This is a genomic window from Psychrobacter sp. NG25 (assembly GCF_015234355.1).
Classification (GTDB): domain Bacteria; phylum Pseudomonadota; class Gammaproteobacteria; order Pseudomonadales; family Moraxellaceae; genus Psychrobacter.
In genome coordinates this window covers 90,041-109,067 of sequence record NZ_JADGMV010000001.1, presented here as the reverse complement: position 1 = coordinate 109,067, position 19,027 = coordinate 90,041, and the positions used below count along the sequence as shown (strand labels likewise).

General features: G+C 42.7%; 16 protein-coding genes. 10 read left to right on the top strand and 6 right to left on the bottom strand.

Features of this window, described 5'->3' with window-relative positions; translation table 11 throughout:
* Positions 1 to 184 precede the first annotated feature (184 nt).
* From IPZ60_RS00445 to IPZ60_RS00435, 3 genes are all read left to right on the top strand, one after another.
* Positions 185 to 1,216 carry a cell division protein ZipA C-terminal FtsZ-binding domain-containing protein gene (locus IPZ60_RS00445; RefSeq protein WP_194195934.1) on the top strand — a complete coding sequence of 344 codons (1,032 nt, stop codon included), beginning with the start codon at positions 185 to 187 and terminating at the stop codon, positions 1,214 to 1,216.
* A 396-nt stretch (positions 1,217 to 1,612) separates the two neighbouring features.
* Positions 1,613 to 3,679 carry an NAD-dependent DNA ligase LigA gene (gene ligA, locus IPZ60_RS00440; RefSeq protein ID WP_194195933.1) on the top strand — a complete coding sequence of 689 codons (2,067 nt, stop codon included), beginning with the start codon at positions 1,613 to 1,615 and terminating at the stop codon, positions 3,677 to 3,679.
* A 3-nt stretch (positions 3,680 to 3,682) separates the two neighbouring features.
* Positions 3,683 to 5,542 carry a lipopolysaccharide assembly protein LapB gene (locus IPZ60_RS00435; protein WP_194195932.1) on the top strand — a complete coding sequence of 620 codons (1,860 nt, stop codon included), beginning with the start codon at positions 3,683 to 3,685 and terminating at the stop codon, positions 5,540 to 5,542.
* Positions 5,543 to 5,592: 50 nt separating this feature from the next.
* On the opposite strand, the gene IPZ60_RS00430 is transcribed toward IPZ60_RS00435, so the two are convergent.
* The 4 genes from IPZ60_RS00430 to IPZ60_RS00415 form a co-directional block, all read right to left on the bottom strand.
* Complete coding sequence (locus tag IPZ60_RS00430; protein WP_194195931.1) at positions 5,593 to 6,129, bottom strand: hypothetical protein; 537 nt, start codon at positions 6,127 to 6,129, stop codon at positions 5,593 to 5,595.
* 246 nt (positions 6,130 to 6,375) lie between these two features.
* Positions 6,376 to 6,804, bottom strand: a complete 429-nt coding sequence (locus IPZ60_RS00425) for a hypothetical protein (RefSeq protein WP_194195930.1) — start codon at positions 6,802 to 6,804, stop codon at positions 6,376 to 6,378.
* A gap of 315 nt (positions 6,805 to 7,119) precedes the next feature.
* Complete coding sequence (locus tag IPZ60_RS00420) at positions 7,120 to 9,603, bottom strand: YgiQ family radical SAM protein (RefSeq protein WP_194195929.1); 2,484 nt, start codon at positions 9,601 to 9,603, stop codon at positions 7,120 to 7,122.
* A gap of 252 nt (positions 9,604 to 9,855) precedes the next feature.
* Positions 9,856 to 10,635: a hypothetical protein gene (locus IPZ60_RS00415; protein ID WP_370463013.1), complete on the bottom strand. Its 780-nt coding sequence runs from the start codon at positions 10,633 to 10,635 to the stop codon at positions 9,856 to 9,858.
* Between the two features lie 511 nt (positions 10,636 to 11,146).
* Between IPZ60_RS00415 and IPZ60_RS00410 the strand changes: the two genes are divergently transcribed.
* Positions 11,147 to 12,454, top strand: a complete 1,308-nt coding sequence (locus IPZ60_RS00410; RefSeq protein ID WP_194196336.1) for an ammonium transporter — start codon at positions 11,147 to 11,149, stop codon at positions 12,452 to 12,454.
* 10 nt (positions 12,455 to 12,464) lie between these two features.
* Entirely contained in the window at positions 12,465 to 13,088 is a 624-nt protein-coding gene (locus tag IPZ60_RS00405) for a hypothetical protein (RefSeq protein WP_194195928.1), read from the top strand.
* Between the two features lie 156 nt (positions 13,089 to 13,244).
* Here the strand turns inward: IPZ60_RS00405 and IPZ60_RS14305 are convergent, their stop codons facing one another.
* Complete coding sequence (locus tag IPZ60_RS14305) at positions 13,245 to 13,712, bottom strand: Lrp/AsnC family transcriptional regulator (protein ID WP_110921756.1); 468 nt, start codon at positions 13,710 to 13,712, stop codon at positions 13,245 to 13,247.
* Positions 13,713 to 13,969: 257 nt separating this feature from the next.
* Between IPZ60_RS14305 and rarD the strand changes: the two genes are divergently transcribed.
* Positions 13,970 to 14,992, top strand: a complete 1,023-nt coding sequence (gene rarD, locus IPZ60_RS00395; protein WP_194195927.1) for an EamA family transporter RarD — start codon at positions 13,970 to 13,972, stop codon at positions 14,990 to 14,992.
* Positions 14,993 to 15,212: 220 nt separating this feature from the next.
* Here the strand turns inward: rarD and smpB are convergent, their stop codons facing one another.
* On the bottom strand, positions 15,213 to 15,689 hold the full coding sequence (smpB, locus tag IPZ60_RS00390; RefSeq protein ID WP_194195926.1) for an SsrA-binding protein SmpB: 477 nt from the start codon (positions 15,687 to 15,689) through the stop codon (positions 15,213 to 15,215).
* A gap of 243 nt (positions 15,690 to 15,932) precedes the next feature.
* Between smpB and coaD the strand changes: the two genes are divergently transcribed.
* From coaD to bioD, 4 genes are read left to right on the top strand one after another with little or no spacing between them, the layout of a single operon-like run.
* Positions 15,933 to 16,457: a pantetheine-phosphate adenylyltransferase gene (gene coaD, locus IPZ60_RS00385; RefSeq protein WP_194195925.1), complete on the top strand. Its 525-nt coding sequence runs from the start codon at positions 15,933 to 15,935 to the stop codon at positions 16,455 to 16,457.
* Between the two features lie 60 nt (positions 16,458 to 16,517).
* Positions 16,518 to 16,766, top strand: coding sequence for a YfhL family 4Fe-4S dicluster ferredoxin (locus IPZ60_RS00380; protein ID WP_021814308.1), 249 nt, complete (start codon positions 16,518 to 16,520; stop codon positions 16,764 to 16,766).
* 55 nt (positions 16,767 to 16,821) lie between these two features.
* A complete protein-coding gene (gene bioA / locus IPZ60_RS00375) occupies positions 16,822 to 18,150 on the top strand; it encodes an adenosylmethionine--8-amino-7-oxononanoate transaminase (RefSeq protein WP_194195924.1) in 1,329 nt (442 codons plus the stop codon).
* Between the two features lie 48 nt (positions 18,151 to 18,198).
* Entirely contained in the window at positions 18,199 to 18,969 is a 771-nt protein-coding gene (bioD, locus tag IPZ60_RS00370; RefSeq protein WP_194195923.1) for a dethiobiotin synthase, read from the top strand.
* Positions 18,970 to 19,027 lie beyond the last annotated feature (58 nt).

The following is a 19,027-nucleotide window of genomic DNA, read 5'->3' as shown; positions in this document are numbered from 1 at the left end:
CAACTATAACTGGCAGGCCACTGCTAGTGGTATAGTTGAAGTTGAGATGGTAACGTTACGCAAGTATGTCGGGCTGACGGTAAACGATGACTATATGGTGACGAGCTTAATTAGCCATGCTAGACTATTGCCATTTGTCGCCTCTTGTGTATTCCCTTTTGTCATATATTAGGATGTATTTCTCATGACCGCTATTCAGTTTATATTGATCGCCATTGCCGCATTTATCATGCTTGCAGGGCTGTTTATGGTCATTCGTAGTTTTAAGCGCCGCAACAGCGCTGAAGCCATGGCGGTCAACTATGATAAAAACGGTATTCCCATCATACCGCGACATGAGCGTAATCTCGTGGACCAGCCAGATCTTGATGACACCGTCGCAGGCGAGACCAGTATTGCACCTGATCGCAGCTATCTCAATGCAGTCGTCGAAGAAGAGACGTTGACTCAACCGCATGCCCATTTCGATGTGAATGTCGATGCACAGCAGATGGCTGGACATAACGATATCATCAGTGAATTAAATGATGATCACAGAGATATGGTTGAAGATGACAGCTATGCACGCTGGCAGGATGAGCAGCAGAATACTGAGTTTGCAGCAGCATCTGAGCAGATAAATGCCGAGCAAGAGCCTGATGCATTTTCTAGCTTGATGTCGGCGACAGACAGTCTGATGCCATCAATTGATACGGTAGAAGAGCCGAGTTTTGATGACAATAGCCCGATTCTCGATCAGCATTTATCAGAGCCTGTTGACGAAGCGCAAAATGGTCCATTGATTAATGCTAAAGACAACATCAACATCACTATCTTGCCGCACCAATATCGTGATCGCCCAACCGCGATTATCCGTGGCCGTGATTTATTGAAGTTAATTGATAAATACGGTCTGCGCTATGGCGCGATGAATATGTTCCATCGCTATGAGAAAAAAGACGGCACAGGTATGCTGTGGTTTAGCATGATGGGTATCACCGATAGTGGTATCGCGCCTTTTGATCCGCATAGCGTGGCGACCAATACCTATCATGGCGTGGTGGTATTCTTATCTTTACCACATCCGCAAGCGCTGCGTAGCTTCGATAGTATGATGAGTATTGCTTATATGATGGCCAGTGATTTAGACGCGATTATGCTAGATGAAGAGAACGAACCAATCACCTCTGAGTATAAGCAACAACTACGTAATCAAGTTCGCGACTATGAAGGTTAGAAGCTTGAAGGCTAAAGGTTACAGAAAGTAAGAGCTGGTTAATAGTAGAAGTCATATAAAAGGCAAATAGCGATTGACGTTATTTGCCTTTTTTAATGCGCTTTCATTTCTGCAAAATGCTAGAGTCGGTTCAAGATATAGTTGATTCCAAATATTTTCGATACAAGGAAGCCGAGTGCAAGCTATACATTAGTATGGTTAGTGAGGATGACGATGTAGCGGATTTATATGGATTTGACTATAATTTAGATACAAGGAAGGTGAGTGAAAGTACTACACATAGTAGACTGAGCGAGCCTGACACAGTATCTGATTTATATGGGACTGACTATACCGAGTCTCTCACAAACTTGTTATCATATTGGCATCTTGAATTGCAAAGAAAAGACGCTGACTATGACTGATTCTATCGTACCGACCGCTGCTCAAACTGAAACTACTCAAAATGCTACTGCGCAAATCGTTGCCCAAATGCGCACACTTATCGACGCCATTAAAACACACAACTATGCCTACTATGTACTCGACAATCCTATCTTAGAAGACAGCGAGTACGATCAGTTGCGTCGCTCTTTGGTTACATTAGAAGAGTCACATCCAGAGCTGATACAGCCAGACAGCCCCATCAATCAAGTCGGTGATATGCCGCTATCTGCCTTTACCCAAGTGACTCATGACATCCCCATGCTGTCACTGGGCAACGTTTTTGACTATGACGAATTACATACGTTTATGCGCCGCGTCAACGACCGTCTAAATGATGCGCAAAAAAATCCTGAGTATGAGATGGAGCTAAAGCTCGATGGATTGGCCGTGTCGCTAAAATATGAGCATGGAAAATTTGTACAGGCGGTCACGCGCGGTGATGGGCAAACGGGCGAGGATATCACCCAAAATACCAAGACCATTCGCAACTTGCCACTTTGGCTCGCGGATGCTGCTGACATCGAGTTGCTAGAAGTGCGCGGTGAAGTATTGATGCCAAAGGCAGGGTTTGAGCGTCTCAATCGCTTAGCAGAAGAGAGCGAAAATAAAACCTTTGCCAATCCACGCAATGCCGCCGCTGGTAGCTTGCGCCAGCTCGATCCCAGTGTGGCAGCCAGTCGTCCACTCGCATTCTATGCTTACTCTATCAATCAAGGATTACCTGAAATTATCGAAACGCAGTCAGCAGGCTTGGCGTGGCTAAAAACCATTGGCTTTACCGTTAGTGCGGTAGAAGTGGTCGCAAACCCACGTGCGGCACAGACTTACTATGAGTCAGTGATTGAAGCTCGTGCCGATTTGCCGTTTGAAATCGATGGTATGGTGATTAAGGTAAATAATCTGTCATTGCAGCAGCAACTTGGGTTTCTATCACGCGAGCCACGCTGGGCGACTGCTTATAAATTCCCTGCCGAAACGGTCATGACACGTCTAAACGATATCGAATGGCAAGTCGGTCGTACTGGGCAAATTACGCCAGTCGGTAAGCTCGAACCTGTCAAAGTCGGCGGCGTCACCGTCAGTAATGTCACTCTACATAACTTTGGTGAGATTCAGCGTTTAGATGTGCGTGCAGGCGACATGGTCAGCGTCCATCGTGCTGGTGATGTCATCCCCAAAGTCACTCGCGTTTGGCACGACCAGCGCTCAGCAGACTCAAAACCAGTGACACTGCCGTCTACCTGTCCTGTCTGCGACTCTCCTGTGATCCTACCAGAAGACGAAGCATTGGCACGCTGTACTGGCGGCCTATTTTGCCCCGCGCAGCAGCAAGAAGCCTTGATTCACTTTGTCTCGCGTCGTGCGATGGATATCGATGGGCTTGGCGCGAGTTGGCTCATTAGCTTCTTTGAGCATGGCTTGGTCAAGACAGTGGCAGACATTTATCAATTGCACACTCATACAGACGAGCTCGTCACGCTAGAAAAATTGGGCGAAAAATCAGTACAAAATATCATCAGTGCTATCGAAGCCAGTAAGCACACGACATTGGCTCGCTTTATTTATGCACTTGGTATTCGCGGTGTGGGTGAAGGAACCGCACAAAACTTTGCACAGCAATTTAAGGATCTCGATAGCCTGATGGCTGCGAGTATCGAAACCCTGATTAAAACCCCTGACGTTGGCACTATCACTGCCGAGCTGGCTTACGAGTTTTTCCGTGCACCGCATAATATTGAAGTGATTAATTCATTGCTTGAAGCAGGTGTCTATTGGGATAAGGTCGAGCAAAAAGCTGCTGGAGACTTGCCACTTGATGGGCAGACGTGGGTGATTACGGGTGCGCTTGAAAAAATGGCACGTGATGAGGCCAAGGCCAAACTGCAAGCGTTAGGTGCAAAAGTATCAGGCAGCATCTCGGCAAAAACCACTGCGCTACTAGCAGGAGATAAGGCTGGCTCGAAGCTCACCAAAGCAGAAAAGCTAGGCGTTAAGATAGTGGGTGAGGAAGAGTTTTTAGAGTTGGTTGGGGAGTAGGGTATGAATATTGATGATTTTAAAAAACTAAAATTAAGTAACACTGATATAGAAGAAATAGAAGGACTATTGCAAGTTACACGCGAAAATCCTAGCGGTGAAATTTATGCTAAAGCACAGACTGTAATTGGGGTTTTATTATTAAAAAATAAATATAATCAAGAGGCTGTTAATTATTGGGATAGTATAAAGTTAGCTGATAGCGCAGAATTATATGCTAAAGCAAAGTTTAATATTGGCTTAGAGTATAAAAAGAAAAACTTATATCAGCGGGCAATAGGGAGTTTTGAAGAGATAAATCAAGAATATAGTAAACTATATTTTTCGGCGGCTTCTTATCAAAAAGGAATTATACTTAATTATATTTATAATAATTTTGAAGATGCTTTGAAGCTATGGAATAATATAAAAATAGAAGATACTAAAGAAGGCTTTGCGGCTGCTCAATACCATATAGCTAAAGTATATGAAACAAAAAAAGATAATTATATAAAGGCATTAGAGTATCTTAATAAAATAAATAAAGATGATTTCTTAAATTTTTATAATTTAGCAGTTTTAAATATAGCTAATATAAAAGCGTATAAATTTAATGAATATAAAGAAGCAATTATTGTATTAAGTACCCTTAGTGAGAAAACAGAAGATGATATACGTATCAAAGCAGATTACTTATTAGGAAAATTGCACTTTGAATTAGAAAAATATGAAGAAGCAGAAAAGTATTTTCAATTATCAAAGAAAGGAATTCCTTATGAGTCTTTATGTTTCATAAGTATTTGTAGATTATTGATGAACGAGGATACGTTAAGCTTTGGAGTAAAGTTGACTGAGCTATTTTGCTATACAAGAGACATCATAACTTTGCTGAAAATCGAGTTTGACACTAAAGTAAATAATTTAAAGTCATTAGAACGAAAGTTAGCACATTATACAAGTACGGATATTTGTAATAAGTTAATGAATGATAGCCTTGAAGAAACTTCACCAAGCAGCTTTCGGTTAAATACGATTAGTAACGTTAATGACCCAAGTGAAGGACAGGTTTTGCGTAGATATTTAAGTAATTACGACCAAGAATCTCCTTACAATTTAAAATTAGATGATAATTTGCATGCCTTTATTGGCTGTTTTACTTTTAATCACGATAGCCTCAATCAATTTAGATTATACGGAAAAACAGATGATAAGGAAGCTTCAGGTCTTAGCTTAGTCTTTTCCAAAAGATTTTTTCAAACTGAGGAAGATTTAAGTTACGAGGAAATATTATCTTCTCAAATTAATAATAAAGGAGAGAGTTTCAGTACCAAGGATATAGATAGTGAAACTAGTAGATTTAAAGCTATAAGATGTATTTATATAGATCCGAAATCTGGGTTTGTTCAGATAGCTCATCGCAGTCGAATTACTTTTTATCGTGAATTTGAAGAAAAAGATAGTCCTGAACAAAAGTGGGTGGAATATAAAAAAATAATTGATGATAAAAATGATAAACTTTCGAAGTTATTAGAATCCTTAAGAAAATGTTATAAAAATACAAAGCAAAACTTTAGGGAAGATTATATAGAAAATTTAGAGCTAGTCGAAGATATATTGCTGCCTTTAAATTATATTATAAAGCATTCAGCCTTTCAGGAAGAGCAGGAATGTCGAATGATATACATAACATCGCTTAAAGACCCAAAAGTTCAAATGAGTTTTGGGAAGTTTCTATATGTTAATTATGAAATAAATGTAAAAGATAACTTAGATAAAATATATATCGCTCCTGCTGCTGGTCAATTTCAGCCCTACTTAGCAAAGTTACTTTGTGACACCGAAGTTAAAATCGAACTCTCAAATAACCCTTACCGTCAGACTTAATATCTTTTAGTAGCGTGTGTGATATAGGCTAAAACACACGCTATTAACTTTTACTCTACCATCTCACTATGCGCCTTAACATCACCTTTCTTACCATCTGGCACAATCACGATAGGTAGCACCAGCCCTTTCGCAAAATCATCAGAAAATACATAATCGTAACTACTGGCAGCGATGTCGGGCGTGGTATGAATGATAAGTGTCATGTCTTTGCTATCAGTTAGCTCATGCGAGACATAGGTCTCGCTCAGCTGATCCAAGGCTTTTGATAATGCCTCATTGCTTGCCATACTCACCGTCAGATTATGCTGCGCCGTAGTATTATCCACTTTGAAGTAATCCGCATAATCCTGCACATTTTGACTATCGAGCGCAAACGGATACTGATAATTGGTGATATCAGCAGGTGCTTCACCGCTCGCGACTAGAGACCAGTCGACAGTATTCTCCGCTACTTCTGAACTTTCTGCGGTCGTGACGGCAGCTTCAGAGGTTTGGTCAGTCGTCTCAGCACTGTTGCCACAACCTGATAACGCCCACATACTGGCCGTCGTAATTATCAATGTACTCATTAAGCGCTTAACCATCGACGTATCCTCTTGATTGATCATCATCGTATTGTATATATGCGCTATTTTGACAGCTTTCGTTATGGTTCTCTAGAGAAATGCGGTAAACAAACAATTGTTATACCAACATCCATAAGACAGGCAGGTTATATAAATAGCCAGATTATATAAATAGCCAGGTTATATAAAAATGCGCCTAAAAAAACAGCCACCTTATGATGACTGTTTAATGTGTATTATCACTTTCTACTTATGATTATTTTACTAGATTTGGCAGCTGACGTTATACTCTGTACCATCTGCCCATTTGATAGCGAAGATACCTTTGTCTTCTTTCATGTGCCATGCATAGACCGCGTCTGGGCTTGAATCATTGACATAGCTTGCGACATGATCTTGCGCATCACCATTTAAGATAACTGGCTGTGACGCCCATTTTACTTTAGGCAATGTCACGTTTAGCATGACTTGTTTCTTATTAATAGATTGTTTTGCTGTGATGATGCTGTCATCAGTACAAGTATAAGGCGCTGGTGCCATACGATCGTAAGCGGCACTAGGCATGGTCTCTGATGCAGTTGTGTCTGAATCAGGCACGTCTGATGTATTTGGAGTAGTCGGAGCAGTAGTCGCACAAGCGCTTAATAGGGCGAGGGCAGGTAGGGCTGCGACAATTTTGGTAAGGGTGTTCATGGTTTTCTCCAAAGATATAGACGGTATCATGTAATTATATTTAAGTATGCGTTAAGCTTATAGCCATATAGTACCCAAAACGAACTCAGGTAAATGTTAGAAATTGTTTGTTACATGTTTGCTTTGTCACACAATTGCTGACTAATGTAATGTCTCATTTTCAGTGTGTCGGAAGACAATTAAAGCAGTAGATGATACGGGCTAAAACCAATCTCACACGCATAAAAAAGCGCCTATCGATATATGAATCGATAGACGCTTTTTTGTTTTACTTAACATGCTCTGAATTGAGCATGCATTTCTATATCATGAACGCTACTTGGCTTTGCGCGGTGGCAGACCCGTATGCTGGGTTTGGAAGTTGCCCTTGCTGACCCGCTTTTTGGTATTTTTGCTGGCTGTGGTTTTACCCGCAGCGCCTTGAGCTGATGAGGCATTGCTATTTGATGAGTTACTGCTACGCTTCACCGAGTCATTGCCAACACGACTGTTCTTTTTACGCGCTGATTGATAGCTGTCTTGCGCTGCATCGCGACCTTCTAAACTGGCGTTAAACGGTGGAATCAAGCAACCACGGTTTTTACCAATCAAGTCACTACGTCCCATGTCTTGTAGTGCTTTACGCAGCATTACCCAGTTTTTTGGATCATGATAGCGCAAGAACGCTTTATGCAATTTGCGCTGCTTGCCAGATTTGACGATATCCATGTCACCTTCATCACGACTGACCTTATGTAGCGGATCTTTGTGCGTGTGATACATGGTGGTCGCCGTCGCCATCGGGCTAGGATAAAATGCCTGTACTTGGTCAGCACGGTAGCCATGACTCTTGAGCCAAATAGCAAGATTCATCATGTCTTCATCTTTGGTGCCTGGATGCGCCGCGATGAAATAAGGAATCAGATATTGCTCTTTGCCTGCTTCTTGGCTGTACTGCTCAAACATGGCTTTGAACTTATCGTAGCTGCCCATGCCTGGTTTCATCATTTTTGATAGCACGCCTTCTTCAGAATGCTCAGGGGCGATTTTTAGATAGCCACCGACATGATGACTGACCAATTCTTTGACGTATTCAGGGTCTTTAACGGCCAAATCATAACGTAAACCAGATGCGATCAGGATTTTTTTCACACCTTTAATGTCACGCGCTTTGCGGTATAGTTTGGTCAGATTGCTGTGATCGGTGATTAGGTTTTCGCAGACGTCAGGGTATACACAAGACGGCTTACGGCAATTCTTCTCAATCGTCTCGTCTTTACAGCTAAGGCGGTACATGTTTGCCGTTGGGCCACCAAGATCCGATATCACACCCGTAAAGTTAGGTGCCGTATCACGAATGGCTTCTACTTCGCGCAAGATAGAATCTTCTGAGCGGCTTTGAATAATGCGGCCTTCGTGCTCAGTGATCGAGCAGAACGTACAACCACCGAAACAACCGCGCATGATATTGACCGAAAACTTAATCATGTCATAAGCAGGGATACGCGCATCGCCATAGCTTGGGTGTGGCAGACGTGCATACGGCAAGTCAAAGACGTAATCCATCTCTTCAGTTGAAAGTGGCACTGGTGGCGGATTCAACCACACGTCGATAGAAGTATGCGAATTACCTGCACCGCTGCTGTGACGCTGTACTAGCGCACGGGCATTACCCGGATTGGTCTCAAGATGCAAGATACGGCTAGCATGCGCATAAAGCACTGGGTCAGATTTGACGTGCTCATAATCAGGCAGACGAATGACGGTTTTTTCACGTGGCGGCATTTTTAGCTTATGCTTGCGCGCCGTCATCGGCTTATTGTTTCTGCCCTCTGCAGTATCAAAGCCACGCATTTGTACCACTTGCGTCTCTTCATCCACTTGGTCAGCATTGATGATTTTATTGGTGACAGGTTCAGCGACGAAACCCTGATACTGCGATGACATTGAAGACATGGCTTGGCCAACAGGCGAGTCGCTCGGTTTTTCTTGCTCGATAGAGCATTGATCGACGTCTTCGGTCATGACGTAAGGGTTGATAATCGGATCAACACGACCGACGGTATCGACATCATTACTGGCGACTTCGGTCATATCATCTTGCCAATGGCGGCGTGTTGGCGTCAATAGATATGATGTACCACGCAGCTTGCTCATTTGCTCAAAGCTATAGCCTTTAGACAAACCATGTACCACATCGACGATGGCGCGCTCAGCATTACCGTACAATAAAACATCGGCACGGGCATCCATCAAGATACTACGACGGACTTTATCTGACCAGTAATCATAATGAGCGATGCGGCGTAGACTGCCTTCGATACCGCCTAGGATAATGGGCACATCAGGATACGCTTCACGGCAGCGCTGGCTGTAAACGATAGCGGCACGGTCAGGGCGTTTATTGGCCACGTTGCCTGGTGAGTAAGCGTCATCGCTACGGATTTTACGGTCAGCGGTATAGCGGTTAATCATGCTATCCATGTTGCCTGCGGTCACGCCGTAAGCATAGACAGGTTTGCCCAGTTCCATAAAGGCGTCTTTGCTCTTCCAATCTGGCTGAGCAATGATACCGACGCGAAACCCTTGCGACTCTAATAGACGACCAATGATCGCCATACCAAAGCTTGGGTGATCGACATAAGCATCACCTGAAATGATGATGACATCACAGGCATCCCAGCCCAAATCATCCATCTCTTTGCGACTCATAGGCAGATAGGGCGCAGGCTCGTAGCAGCTCGCCCAGTGTTTGTCGTAATCGAAAAGAGGTTTTGTGCCTTGTTTAAAGGCGGTGCGGGCGATGGTATCGGCAGACATGGGCGGACCTGTTGAATAGAAAAATGGCACTAAAAAAAGCCGTTATTCATTAAAAATATTAACGGCTCATTTAAAAGCGCTCATTTTAACATGAATCCAACTCACTATGCGACCTATTCTATGATGGGCGATTAATGATAAGTTATTGATAGTGTGGAATAATCTATAAGTAAAAGGTTCCTAAATTATTAGAAACCTTTTTGATTTAACCCTTTATTCTTGATTTACCCTGTCATAAGTACAGAAAACTGATTACTCTAATAGCTGAAACGGAAAGGTAACCACGTCGAATGCTAGGGCAAAGGGTAGCAGTACAAGCTTCTGCGCTGTATTTGCACCGCTACTAGATACGTGGCTCTGCATGGTTTTTGAATAAAAACTCACCATATAAGGCTTAGATAAAGGACGGTAATTTGACTGGATCATGCTTAGATTACTAACCTGCGGATAGATAGCGCCTTTGACAGGGACGCTGAAGCAAAAGCGCTGGGCATTGATGCGCTGATCACTGGCTGAGGTACATTCTTTACCACTGTTTTGCAAAAAGAACTGATAGTCAGAGCGCTTAAATTCGTCTTTTAACTTGGCATAAGAAAGCTTCATCTCTCCCTGAAAATACCCATCATTATTTGGCACATAAAAATTCATGTCGTTATCGACTTGGATGTTTTTAGGTGTCAAGCTACTTAGCAAGCTGATCATTTCTGTCCCACCTTGGGTCAGTACATAGCTGTTCTTTTCACCGACGATAACCATGGACGCGTTTGGCATTTTTGGCAACGCTTGAGCAGGACGTCCAAAAGCAATGATTTGATCTTCAGATAACACATTCTTGGTGGTGCTCGTGCTGGTATGACTGTCACTGTCTAATAATGAGCTAGTGGCACAGCCTGAGGTCGCTAGCAACGCCGCCAGTGAGGCACCCATAACCACTGCTTTTGAGTTGAATTTGGCTGGTAATGCAGTGTGATGCTTATCGCTGTTACTGGTGCTTTCTAGTTTGTCTGCAGGTGTGCCTTTATGCTGAGTCATACTCTATTTCCTTGTCTATGATGATTGACTATCGACTATTAATATTGGTTCTTTGTTTGATGGTTATTATCAAACTTTCGTTGATATGGTACATGGTTTAGACATGCCTTATCTACTCATTATTCATATTCTATTGAACAAAATACTTTGGCTACTGCTAATGAAGTAGAACAGAAACTAAGTATCAACTTCGTACTAGGCATCTTATTTTTATCAGTCCACATCTCGGCGTTTATTTGATGCTAGATGAACAATTACAGGTCTGTTTCGATTAAAGGGTGCTCTTTTTTTAGAGTAGCTATTTTATTTTCCCAATGCCCAAAGTACGTTTTGGCATGCGCTTTGCTTTCTCTTTCGTAGAGTCTATTGATTTAGATAGGCTCATAAAAACAATACATATATAAATACCATAAAATCGATAATTGTTTGGAGAGATAAAGTGAAAGCATCCTATTTGAGTTTGGATAAGGTATCTGTTTTATGTAAATCCTTTTGCTCTAAAGTACTGTTGATGAGCGCGGTACTGTTTGGGATTATGTCTAGCGCAGCGGCTGCTGAAGAAGCGACTCTGACAGTGGCGCAGTTACTTGAGTATCAGAATATTGCATGGATTATTTGGGGCGGAGTGCTAGTGTTCTTTATGCAGGCAGGATTTGCATTGCTAGAGAGCGGATCGGTACGTGCGAAGAACACTGTCAATGTCATGATGAAAAATTATACCGATATGTGTATCGGTGGTTTGGCCTTTTATTTGGTTGGTTTTGGGTTGATGATGGGCACCAATGACTCAGGATTCTTCGGTACAGATCACTTTATGCCAGTGAATTTGTCCAATATGGACTGGGCATTGATGTTTTTCCAAATGATGTTTGCTGCCACAGCCGTTACGGTAGCGAGTGGGGCAATGGCGGAGCGAGTATCCTTTGTGGGCTACGCGGTAGCTGCATGTATTATTTGCTTGTTCATTTACCCTGTCTTCGCTAGTTGGGTATGGGGTGGTTATTTCGGTGGTACGGGCTGGCTAGCTGAGCTTGGGTTCATTGATTTTGCTGGCTCTACGGTTGTCCATTCTATCGGTGGCTGGCTGGCACTGGCAGGTATATTGGTCATTGGCCCAAGATTAGGTCGTTTCGCACCTGATGGTACACCGCGATTGATAGCAGGTCATAATATGACATTAGTTGCACTTGGTGGTTTTATATTGTGGTTTGGTTGGTTTGGGTTCAATGCTGGTTCCACACTATCTATCACTGGTAATATCGGTTTAATCGCCGTCAATACATTCGTAGCAGCGATCAGTGCGGTAGTGAGTTATATGCTCATCTCAAAAGCATTGAACAAAGCCATTTTACTCAGTGATAGTGTCAACGCCAGTTTGATTGGTTTGGTATCCATTACCGCAGGCTGTGCGACAACGACGCCTATCTTCGCCGTTATCATCGGTGCAGCTGCCTCCGTGATATACATCTTATCGACACAAGCGTTATTGAAATTAAAGATCGATGATGTGGTCTCAGCCGTTGCGGTTCATGGTTTTGGCGGTGCATGGGGCACGCTCGCGGCTGGATTGTTTTATTCAGACGACTTATTTAATTTATCACGTGTGGGTGTGCAATTACTTGGTGTGGGTGTGGCGCTAGTCTGGGGCTTGGGACTGGGACTCATCATGTATAAGTTGATTGATGTCAGCTTTGGATTAAAAGCCAGTCGCTTGCATGAGCAGCGTGGCCTAGATTACACCGAGCATGCAGAGATTGGCTATCCAGAGTTTCAAAAGCAAATGTTTGATGCCAAAAACTTAACAGAGCGACATCTATAGGAGAAAGCTGATGAATATCGACACTCAATCAGTAAATCAAACCGTGTCCGCGATGGCAGTTGTACTGGCAAGATATCTACACCCCGAAGAGGTAAAATTACTGACAACTCAGTGGCAACAGTATTCGACGGTATCTGTAAAGATGATGCAGCAGTGCGTTTTAGATGCGACGCGACGCTATCCTGAGCTACAAGAATACAAGTCTGATATTCGTAAAGGGTTTTGGAATACGATGCAGACAGACCATCAGCAGATGGCCGAAGAGAGGGGTAGTAGAGTAGTAATTGATGAACAAAAATCTGTTTCTGAGTTGCTTCAAGCATTTTATACGGTGATGGAAGCAATTGGCCATCAGTTAGCCGAGTCAGACAAGCGCAGTTTTTTCCATATCATGCACCAAACTGTCTCGAAAGAACGCACCTTTAAAGGGCATTCTATCGACATTAATCAGTTCTTGGAAGGTGCACAGCCAGTCGTACCTGACAATGAGCATATTTTGAATAATCTGATTCAGCTTGCTTATATTTGTTTGTGCGATATTGCTGGTCCTGTAGAAGCAGATGAAATACTATTTCAGGTCGCAGAAACTGCCAAGCAAAGTCATCCAAGGGCAGTGGTCGAAAAGCTTTTTTAATATTTTTCAATATGCATTTAATGTTTTTTCAATATGAGATTGGGGCGTGTCTTTAGTCGCTTGATTCGATCTACAATCATGACATCTATTTATTAATTATGACTGATCAACCATAATTAATAAGTCATGAGCAATCAGTCATGACACGCCTTGAAATTAATCTAACGTAATCTTCGTGCCACTCTTAGTGAAGTTCATCACAAACTGACTTTTAAAGTGGCGGACGTTATTTTCATAAGTTAGCAAGCCTGTGGTGAAACGATGGTATTCGCTCATGTTTTTGGCATTGACCATCAACATAAAATCCGCATCCCCTGATACCTCATAGCAGCTCATGACCTGTGGCTGTGAATGCATTAAGCGCTCAAATCGATGCTGCATCGACGTGTTGGAGCGCGCCATTTCTATCATTACCACCGCCGTCAGTCCATAGCCGACCTTATTAGGATCGACAATAGCGACCTGCTTGGTAATCACGCCATTATTCGTTAACGCTTGGATACGGCGCTGCGCCGTAGCGATAGACACATGGACACGCTCTGAGACAGTTTTTAAAGGTAGCGTGGCATCCTCTTGTAGCAAATTCAAAATGGCTTTATCAATATCATCTAGAACGTGGCTCACGGTATTTTCTCCAAAAATTCTACAAAGAACACTGCTAAAAATCTGTTATTAAACCTATTATCACTATAATTCAAAAACCGATAAATAATTGAATTATTAATAAATTTTTAGATAATTTTACTCATATAAAGATAATTATAGACATAATATCTCGTAAGGCATAAGTAAAATAGAACCTATCAACCAGTAGTTAGCCACGGACCATCACTGTGCTGACCATTGATTTGTTTAACGACTATTGTTTTACGGTGCTGCTCATGTCTATTTCTATATTATCTAATGCGTTCGCTAATACATTGACAACCACAGTGTCGCGCATACCTTTACCTGCGATTTGGACAGCGGGGAGCACTCAGCAACGTACGTTAATATCGGGTGTGGTGTTGGCCGTATTGTCCAATGTGTTATTCGGTATTCTTTACGCCTATAGTAGCTTTTTAGCGCCATTGTCAGGGACGCAAGTTTTTATCTGGCGGATGCTTGGGATGTGGGTGGCACTGGTTGGTTATTTGATTATCAGTGGTCGTTTAGGGTTACACATTGATAAGTTAAAAGCATTACGTACGGCAAAGCAGTGGGCTTGGCTGTTATTACCGACGCCTATATTTCTCAGTCAATTTTGGCTATTTATGTGGGCACCAGTCAATGGTCAAGGTGTACAAACGGCCATGGGGTACTTCTTATTTCCGCTTACGATGGTGTTATTTGGTTGCCTATTGTTTGGCGAAAAGTTGAGTCGATTACAGTGGTTGGCAGTAGGCTTTGCGGCATTGGGAGTCGGTAGCGAGATTGTACGTACGCAGAGCATATCGTGGGCGACGCTTTGGGTCTGTGGCACGTATCCGGTCTATTATATTTTACGTCGTCTACAGGGTATCGGTGCGGTGACTGGACTGTTGGTAGATTTAACCATTTGCGCGCCGTTTGCATTGGCTTACTTATTGCTTTTTGCGCCGAGTAGTTTGGGGTTGGTGAGTGGTTCTGCTTTCTTTATCATGATGATTGCTGGGCTAGGTGTACTGAGTGTGTGGGCTATGAAAACCAACGTCGATGCCAGTCAAATGCTACCTGTAAATGTCTATGGCATGATGAGTTATCTGGAGCCTGCGCTATTATTTGTCTTAGCGATCACTGTATTGGGCAACTCATTTGAGTCAGCGATGATTTACAGCTATGGTTTGATTTGGGTCGGCATTGCTTGCTTGATTACACATGGCATTCGTCAATTGCGCCAAGCTCGTAGAAATATCCAATCTTTGGCAAAAGAGCCGATCACGTAAGAAAGTGAGTCATTTACTAATTAAACAATAGATAAATAAAAAATGGACGATTCAACATAACGCTGAATCGTCCATTTTTGTATTAGATTAAACTGACTTCGTTTAAGGAGGCTATCGTTAATTCAATGTAGAGGTGGTACAAGGCAACTGAAAGCAGATGTATATTAAATACATCAAACGCTGTTAACGCTGTAACACCTCTATAGTGGATTTGACTGTATTAATCTAAATGTTGTTTAAAGCCACGTTGCTTATCACGTTCCCAGTCACGATCTTTCAACGTTTTACGCTTGTCATGTTGTTTCTTACCGATGGCAAGACCAATCTGACATTTCACCAGTGAGTTCTTCCAGTAGCAAGACAACGGTACGCAAGCATAACCTTTTTGGTTGATTGCCCCAGCTAGTTTTTCGATTTCACGGCGATTGAGGAGCAGCTTACGAGTACGAATGCTATCTGGGCTAACGTGCGTTGAGCTCGACAGTAGCGGCTGAATGTGCGCACCAAACAGGAAAGCTTCGTTATTGCGAAATATCACATACGCTTCAGTAATGGTCATCTTACCTGCGCGAATGGCTTTGACTTCCCACCCTTGTAGGGCAAGACCTGCCTCAAATGATTCTTCAATAAAGTATTCATGGCGTGCCTTTTTATTGGCACAAATCTGATTATCAGGTTTTTTTGATTTCTTTGACATGGTTTCCTCGTAAGGATTTCTAAGAACAACATCGTGTCCTCACCTATAATTCCTCATCCTGATCCGCTTGTTTTACATGTTTTTTATGTAAAAAATAAGCAGGATGAGTCGAACCAACCATTGTAGCAAAGCCTCTGATAAAAATGTAAGTCAGCTGTTAGGACAAATGTAGCAGATAAGTATTAAGTTTGAGCAAAATTTGCTAGCATATAGTCCAATATTACCGACTATGTTAGCCATGTTATGAGCCTTCCTGATTCTCCCAATTCCTCAAAGTTACACACCAAAATTTTATATCCAGGTACTTTTGACCCTATTACTAACGGTCATGTGGATTTAGTCACACGTGCTACCAAACTGTTTGATGAGGTCGTTATTGCGGTTGCCTCAGGGCATCATAAAAAGCCATTGTTCAACTTTGAAGAACGTGTCGCTTTAGTTGAGACCGTATTTGCTGACTTGCCACAAGTATCCGTGGTTGGCTTTGAGGGTTTACTCGTCGACTTTATGCGTGTTCAAGGAGCTGCTGCTGTCTTGCGCGGTTTGCGAGCCATGTCAGATTTTGAATACGAATTTCAGTTAGCCAATATGAACCGTGAGCTTGATGAAAATTTTGAAGCGGTATTTTTGACGCCAGCACCGAATTATTCATTCATTTCATCAACCATGATTCGTGAAATTGCCAAGCTTGGTGGCGACGTCACTAAATTTGTACCTACTTGTGTGTCTGATGCCTTTACAAAAAAACTGGTGATTCAATACAGCTAGCCTTTTAATAGGCCGACAGCTGCAGCATATAGGCTAAAAACCAACCGTAAGGAGCCGTTCATGGCACTACTGATTACTGATGAGTGCATCAACTGTGATGTGTGCGAGCCTGCGTGCCCCAATGAAGCGATATCAGAAGGGGATGATATTTATGTTATCGACCCTGACTTATGTACCGAGTGCGTCGGGCATTTTGATGAACCGCAGTGCGTGGTTATTTGTCCGGTTGACTGCATCCCTCATGATCCTAATCATGTTGAGACAGAAAGCGATTTGTTGTCTAAATACAAACGCATTACTGGTCAATAAATAGCCCATACATTATTGATGGTATTTGGGTTCGAAGCGCTTTAGGGACAATATAATGACGATAAAAGCAAACCAGATAACGAGTGATTTTGATCAACAACACCTCTGGCATCCATATGCTAGTCTGCCACCTACTTATCCAAATATCGTTATTGATCGTGCCGAAGGTATTTATATCATTACCGAAGACGGCACGCGCCTTATCGATGGCATGTCGTCATGGTGGGCAAGCGTTCATGGCTATAATCATCCCAAATTGAACGATGCTATTATCAAGCAATTGGGTAAAATGGCGCATGTGATGTTCGGCGGTTTGACCCATCAGCCTGCCATCGATTTGGGCAAAAAATTACTGGCTATTGTACCGACTGGACTGGATGCAATTTTTTATGCCGATAGCGGCAGTATTGCGGTGGAAGTGGCTCTAAAAATGGCGTTGCAATATCAAGTGGCTGCCAAGCGCCCAGCCAAGCAGCAGTTTGCCTCTACACATTCTGGTTATTATGGTGACACGTGGCATGCCATGAGTATTTGTGATCCTATTAACGGTATGCATAGCCTATATGGGAAGCAATTACCAACGCAGCATTTTGTCGCAGCACCACCGTTGGGGTTTGAGCGGGCTTTAACGGAATCTGATCGCGTTGCCCTCACAGCATTTTTTGATGAGCACAGCGATAAGCTGGCAGGTTTTATTATCGAGCCGATTATTCAGGGCGCAGGCGGCATGCGTTTTTATAGTCCTGAGTATCTGCAACTGCTGCGTCAACTGTGCGATAAGCACGATGTACTATTGATTGCTGACGAAATTGCCACTGGTTTTGGTCGTAGTGGTAAGTTATTTGCGTGTGAACATGCGGCTATTAGCCCTGATATCATGACCATTGGCAAGGCGCTGACGGGTGGCTATATGACTTTTGCCGCAACGTTATGTACCCGAAAAATTGCCGATACCATTCATAATAGTGACTATCCCGCATTGATGCATGGCCCAACCTTTATGGGCAACCCACTTGCTTGTGCGGTTGCGTGTGCCTCGATTGATTTGATTATGTCTTATGATATTGAAGCGCGTACTGCAAACATGCAACGCACGATGGAGCAGCAGCTAGCACCAGTTGCGTTATTAGAAGGTGTTGCTGAAGTACGTTGTTTGGGTGCCGTCGCAGTCATTGAGTTACGTGACGCTGTTGATATGCCTATTTTTCAGGCTTTGTTGATTGAGAATGGTATCTGGGTCAGACCATTCGGTAAGTTGGTGTATATCATGCCGCCTTATGTCATTATTAATACTGAGCTTGTGACTTTATGCCAATCGTTACTACATGTATTGACAATTTATCTGGCACAAGTTTCGGGTTCCGCTTCAAATATTGAAGTTTAATAATAAAACCCTGTTTTATATGCTAGTCAATTTTTTATAAGGTGAGCTATGAGTGTTCTATTTGTCTCAGGTATCGATACCGATATCGGTAAAACTTATGCCACTGGCATCATTGCCAAATCGTTAATTCAGCAAGGCGTCAACGTCATCACTCAGAAGCTGGTGCAAACTGGCGTGACGCTGGATGCCAATACTGGCGAGATGGGTATTGCTGACGACATCATTACGCATCGCCAACTAATGGATATTCCGCTACAGCCATGTGACCTTGATTTTACCACTTGCGCTCATCGCTATGAGAAGCCTGCATCACCGCACTTAGCCACTCGTTTATCAGGGGAAGTGCTAGATCCTGAACTGATTACTAATGCCACCAAACGATTGCAAGCTGAGTATGACTTGGTATTATTAGAAGGTGCTGGTGGATTGCTCGTGCCAATCACGGAGCAGTTATTGATTTTGGATTATATTGCTACTCAAGGTTATCCCATTATTTTAGTCACTTCTGGTCGTTTAGGTAGTATCAATCATACGTTGCTGAGTTTAGAAGCAATAAAAGCACGCGGGTTGTCTGTACATAGCGTTGTTTATAATCATATCCATGATAATGCTGACAATACGGATGCTGAGATTGCGAATAGCACCATGGATTTTTTGCAAAATTATTTAGCTGCGAATTATACCAAGGCTCATTGGGTACAGATACCGTCTCTAAAAAACAAAGTGTCTGTTAATACAGAGACGCTTAATACTGAAATGCTTAATACCGAAACGCTGTCAGAAAATGACTGTTTATCTTTGCCCAAAGGTTTTATTTGACCTATTTGTGCTGAGGCTAAAAATAAATCCAAAAGACGTTCGCACTCTGCCATAAGTT

Excerpts from the sequence above, each read along its gene's own strand:
- IPZ60_RS00445 (WP_194195934.1), top strand. The coding sequence starts at position 185 with ATGACCGCTATTCAGTTTATATTGATCGCCATTGCCGCATTTATCATG.
- ligA (WP_194195933.1), top strand. The coding sequence starts at position 1,613 with ATGACTGATTCTATCGTACCGACCGCTGCTCAAACTGAAACTACTCAA.
- IPZ60_RS00435 (WP_194195932.1), top strand. The coding sequence starts at position 3,683 with ATGAATATTGATGATTTTAAAAAACTAAAATTAAGTAACACTGATATA.
- IPZ60_RS00430 (WP_194195931.1), bottom strand. The coding sequence starts at position 6,129 with ATGGTTAAGCGCTTAATGAGTACATTGATAATTACGACGGCCAGTATG.
- IPZ60_RS00425 (WP_194195930.1), bottom strand. The coding sequence starts at position 6,804 with ATGAACACCCTTACCAAAATTGTCGCAGCCCTACCTGCCCTCGCCCTA.
- IPZ60_RS00420 (WP_194195929.1), bottom strand. The coding sequence starts at position 9,603 with ATGTCTGCCGATACCATCGCCCGCACCGCCTTTAAACAAGGCACAAAA.
- IPZ60_RS00415 (WP_370463013.1), bottom strand. The coding sequence starts at position 10,635 with ATGACTCAGCATAAAGGCACACCTGCAGACAAACTAGAAAGCACCAGT.
- IPZ60_RS00410 (WP_194196336.1), top strand. The coding sequence starts at position 11,147 with ATGAGCGCGGTACTGTTTGGGATTATGTCTAGCGCAGCGGCTGCTGAA.
- IPZ60_RS00405 (WP_194195928.1), top strand. The coding sequence starts at position 12,465 with ATGAATATCGACACTCAATCAGTAAATCAAACCGTGTCCGCGATGGCA.
- rarD (WP_194195927.1), top strand. The coding sequence starts at position 13,970 with ATGTCTATTTCTATATTATCTAATGCGTTCGCTAATACATTGACAACC.
- smpB (WP_194195926.1), bottom strand. The coding sequence starts at position 15,689 with ATGTCAAAGAAATCAAAAAAACCTGATAATCAGATTTGTGCCAATAAA.
- coaD (WP_194195925.1), top strand. The coding sequence starts at position 15,933 with ATGAGCCTTCCTGATTCTCCCAATTCCTCAAAGTTACACACCAAAATT.
- IPZ60_RS00380 (WP_021814308.1), top strand. The coding sequence starts at position 16,518 with ATGGCACTACTGATTACTGATGAGTGCATCAACTGTGATGTGTGCGAG.
- bioA (WP_194195924.1), top strand. The coding sequence starts at position 16,822 with ATGACGATAAAAGCAAACCAGATAACGAGTGATTTTGATCAACAACAC.
- bioD (WP_194195923.1), top strand. The coding sequence starts at position 18,199 with ATGAGTGTTCTATTTGTCTCAGGTATCGATACCGATATCGGTAAAACT.